This is a genomic window from Mycobacterium sp. (assembly GCF_052144515.1).
Lineage (GTDB): Bacteria > Actinomycetota > Actinomycetes > Mycobacteriales > Mycobacteriaceae > Mycobacterium.
This window is the reverse complement of the sequence record NZ_JBKQQD010000384.1, coordinates 1-4,500: the sequence shown is the minus strand read 5'-3', so window position 1 is coordinate 4,500 and position 4,500 is coordinate 1. Positions and strand designations below refer to the sequence as shown.

Genomic DNA, 4,500 nt, shown 5'->3' with positions numbered 1-4,500 from the left:
CTCGGCGGCATTGATGTCACCGATCCAATACGAGAGACTTGCCGCGGACCAACCGGCCGCAGCATAAAAAGCCTCCACGATTTCAGGGGAAGCCCACCACCCATGACCGAATCGACACGCGGCGCCCCAATCCGCAGCCAAGTAGCAACCTAACCACCACCGCGCTCAAGCCCCTTCGTCTCGAACGTCGCGGACGACACGGGTCGCTCTGTGCGGCACGCCCCGCATCTCGCCGCCCCCAGGTGCCGCGCTGCTCAGTCGGCGCTCGGGGCCGTCTGCCGAAATCTTAGATGCCGGCTCAATGACGGGGGTATTGAATTAGACTTCCGGGCGGCTGAGCCGAGAGCCCTGCTTCCGCTACCGTTTCGGCACACCCAAGGAGAAACCAGTGAACCGACCCCCTGAGGTGTCACGGGGTGCGGTCTCAGCGATTGGGCAGCGGCTGTTGACAGTCGCGAGCCAATCCGAGCGCACCATCCTGCTCGGCACCGTCCTGCTGGCGTCGGCGGTATCGGCGGCGACGGGCTTTGTGCTCAACCAGTACTTCTCGGTTGACGTGCTTTCCTCTCTCGTTTCCGTCCCCGAGGACTGCTTCCTCGATTGGGGCATGCGGCTCGGCAGGCACTGTTTCAACGACTACGCAGCGGTAACCGCCGCCGTCGCGCGGCCAAATCCGTGGGCACCGCCCTTCCATCTCGCATACCCCGCTGCTGGTTTAGTGCCGCATATGATCTTCGCGGCTCCCGCTGCATGGCTGCATGCGCCGTGGCTGGGGTTGTGCGGCTACCTGCTTGCTTTGACGACCGCGTTCCTTACTCCCGCGGTCTGGGCGGCACGGGGGGCTCGCGGGCTGGAGCGGATCGTGGTCTTCGTGGCGTGCGGCATCGCGGCCACTCCGGCGTGGATGGCAATCGATCGGGCCAACTCAGTGGGCTTCGTGGCGCCGATCGCGCTGGTGTTTCTCGTGGCGCTGTGCCGACGGCGCTGGAGACTGGCGGCCATCATGGTGGTCCTAGCAGCGCTGGTGAAACCGCAGTTCGCTGTGCTGGCTTTCGCGTTGTTCGCGGCCCGGCGATGGCGCTTGGGCAGCCTCACGGTAGCCGGGACGGCAATCGGCAATATCGCGGCGTTTCTGCTGTGGCCGAGGGACTTTCCAGAAACGATCACGCAGTCGATCCACAACATTCTCGGTTACGGTTCGTTCGAATCCAGCGTAGATATCTATAACGTGTCCTTCGCGAAGGGGCTCCTCTGGATTCCCGATGCCATCGCAACTATCAAACGCAACGGCACAAGCACACTGGGCGGAGTACCGGACGGCTTCCTCGCCGGTCCACGATCACTGATCGGGTATGCCGTCCTATTCCTCGTCGTCGTCGCCGTTGTGGCTCTCGGCCGGCGTATCCGGCCGGTCATGGCGGGCATCGCGCTGCTAGCCACCGCCTCCCTCTTCCCCGAGGTGAGCGGCCGCTACTACCTCGTATTCGTATTACCTATCGCTGCACTGCTGGCCAGAGATCCGGACGGGCCGCCGGGATCGGGAATCTTCGATCGGCTCGAGACTCTCGGCGATCGACGGCGTGCCGTCGGCATCTGCCTGAGTCTGGCCACGGCGCTAAGCATCGCCCAAGTCGCCCTGGGGCTCCCCCCGATCGAGGCGCCGATCTTTGGGCAGATGGGGGCCGGCGGTATAGTCGGCCACAGGCTGGTGGCTGTCACTACGGTAGCCCTCACGCCGGTGTTGTGGCTGGTCGCGTGCGCGGCAATCATTGTCTCGTACGCGCGTAAGCCGGCCCCCTCACGTCGTAGCGACCACTCACCGGATCGGGAGGGTTCCCAGGGTGCCGTTGCCAACAGCTCGCCGCGCACTGTTGTGCCAACGACATAGAGACCCCCAACCGAACCGGCTCCCGGCGGCCAACACTCCGGACTAGACGTTGCGCACGTAGAGCGTGCAGCCGTCACAGCCGCCGGTGACGGGGACGATGCGGAACTGCCGACCGATCAGCGGGACGAGTTGTGGGTAGAACCGCGGCAGCGAGAGCTTTGCCGAATTACAGTACGACAGCAGTTCGGACCGCTTCTCGGGACATTCGGGGCGTTTCATGAGGGTGGCGTCGACGATGCAGTCGGCCCGGTCAATTCCGGCGCGGACCAGCGGCTCGCCGGACTCTTTGTTGGCGGGGCCCCCACGGACCAGAGTGCCCATGGCCAAGTAGGGCAAAGTGGGCTGCCAGTCCTGTGCGATGTAGATTTCGGCTGCATAGCCCCAGACCATGGCTGGCGACCCGGGCGGGCAGGCGCGGGCCAGTGCGGGGTCGCGGTTGACCGAATCGGGGGAAAACGCCGCAGCGGCCGCGTGGAACGCCGCAGCGGCCCCGTGTGGGGTGACAGCGGAATTAACCTCCAACCGCACGCGGTCGAAGACAGGGCCGGACATGAACGCGAGCACGACGGCCACCGCCATGGCCAGCGCCCCGGCCAGCACGGTTGGCCATAACCGCCACGCGAACAGGCGTGCACCGGGATTGACCGGCATGGTGGCGGCCAGGCCGGCCGCCGCGAACAACAGGATGAGGTAGTGGTAAGCGCCCATGCCACCGGCGAGCATGGCGGTCAACCCGCCCGCGATGAGCACCACGCGGGCCACGTTGGATCGTCTTTCGCTGTGCGAGCTCAACCAGATCAGGCCGGCGAGCAAGACGATCAGGTAGTACCTCGACCCGAAGTACCCCGGCCAGTTCCTCGGCCCGATGAGCGAGGCGAAGGTGCTTTCGACCCGGCCGCCGGTGAGCGAACCCTCCTGCGTCTCGGAGCGGTGGTTTACGTAGGACGCCAGAAAGCGCAGGTTCTGCTCGACGAGCGTCCAGTTGGTCGTCGGTGAGGCCACCATGACCAGCACGATCGCGGCCAGCGGCAGCATGGCGCCCGCGAGCCACCATAGGACCGACACCAGGGTGCGCCTCGCGCTTGGGCGCAGCACGATCAGCTGCGCCGCGGCGAACGCGACGGCCAGCGGGGCGACCTGGTACTTCGCGCCAACCGCGAAGCCGGCCAGCACCCCGAGGATGGCGAACAGCCACGGCCGCGCCGCCAACTGTTCGCGGGGCACCACCGCCGAGGCCACAACGAGCAGCGTCGGCAGGTACTCCGTGCTCAGCTCGCTGAAATCCCCCGGAAAGCCCACCAGCCACGTCGTCGCGATCGGGAACCACCACACGAGGGTGACCACAAGTGCGGGTCCCCGTCCGATCGCCCGGGATGCGGCGACAAACAGGGCGGACGCGATAAGCGCCAACAGAACCGCCGAAAGCAGGTGAGCAAAGGCCAGCGTCAGCGGCGCGCCGAGCGCGCCGAGCGCAGCAAGGAAGAGCGCCCAGTACGGGCCGGTGGTCCCGGATTGCCAGGTGCTGAACGGGACGGGAGAAAGACGCGCGGCGCGCGCCCAGGTCATGAGGTCTGACTCGTCAGGGTTGTTGAGGAGGCCCCACTCAGTGATCGCCTGGCAGCGCAGGGTCACGGTGGCTACCACTAGCCCGGCAGCAACCGCGACATACATGCCGGCGGACCGCACGCGACTGTTGCTGATGGTCAGCTCCTCTCAATGGCTGCGCCGAGCGTATGGTAGCGAAGAACGCGTGTTGTGTTACGGGATACCGTCAAGGTATTGCGGGCTGAGTCCGCTGAGTCGAAGCGGCAGTTGGGGATGAATTCGCGGACCCAAAGCTGGCCACAAATGGGGACTTTCACGTGGCCACCAACACCGGCCATGGTGACGCTCCCGCGAATTTATCCCCAAGTCTTCCTGCTGAATCGGCCAGGAGTTTCGCACCGTGCCCATTGCCGGCAGCTGTGAAAGCTGCATGCTCTACGTTCGCGACGTACCGTCATGAGCGTCGGTGGCGCTGCGCCGAAAAGAGAAGTGCCGGTGGCCGAAGTAGCTCAGCAGCGTATTGAATGCGACGATGATTGCCTGCGCCGGGATCCGCTGCAGGCCCAGCTCAACCAGCACAGGCAACACGACGAGGTTGACGCTCAGCGCGATCAGGTAGACGCTCCAAAAGCGCATTAGGTCACGTAGCACGTGACCCCGGACGCGGAACACGAACCGTCGATGCATCCCAAAGGCGAACAGCACGGCCAGCGGATGCGTTATGCCAACGGTCACCAGCGCCGCAGCGACCTTGCCGAAACGGTGCTCGACTAGGTGGCCCACGCTTTGCGAGCAGGCGACGAACAGCCCGAATGCGACGACTGTATTGATTCCCCCTACTACCAGGAATGCCACACGCTGGTCCTTGAACAGTCGGCTCAGCGGCCCCGGCGGGACCGATTCGGGCGGCAAGTCGAATTCAGTCACTCAAGGCAGGATATCCTCGCTCTCCTCCTCGGGCGGCCCGTCACCGATATCGAGCTCGGCACTTTGACGCGATTCCGGAGCGGCTTCGCGAGGCCTGGCGCGAGATTCTTGAGCAAATTTGGTTCGTCGCCCGAATGTCC

At 65.2% G+C, this 4,500-nt stretch carries 3 protein-coding genes; 1 reads left to right on the top strand and 2 read right to left on the bottom strand.

Going from position 1 to position 4,500, the window contains the following annotated elements:
- Window positions 1–388 precede the first annotated feature (388 nt).
- Window positions 389–1,888, top strand: coding sequence for a hypothetical protein (locus tag ACLP9N_RS25615; protein WP_442410007.1), 1,500 nt, complete (start codon window positions 389–391; stop codon window positions 1,886–1,888).
- Between the two features lie 42 nt (window positions 1,889–1,930).
- Here the strand turns inward: ACLP9N_RS25615 and ACLP9N_RS25610 are convergent, their stop codons facing one another.
- Window positions 1,931–3,574, bottom strand: coding sequence for a hypothetical protein (locus ACLP9N_RS25610; RefSeq protein WP_442410006.1), 1,644 nt, complete (start codon window positions 3,572–3,574; stop codon window positions 1,931–1,933).
- A gap of 294 nt (window positions 3,575–3,868) precedes the next feature.
- Window positions 3,869–4,360, bottom strand: coding sequence for a GtrA family protein (locus ACLP9N_RS25605; RefSeq protein ID WP_442410005.1), 492 nt, complete (start codon window positions 4,358–4,360; stop codon window positions 3,869–3,871).
- Window positions 4,361–4,500: the final 140 nt, after the last annotated feature.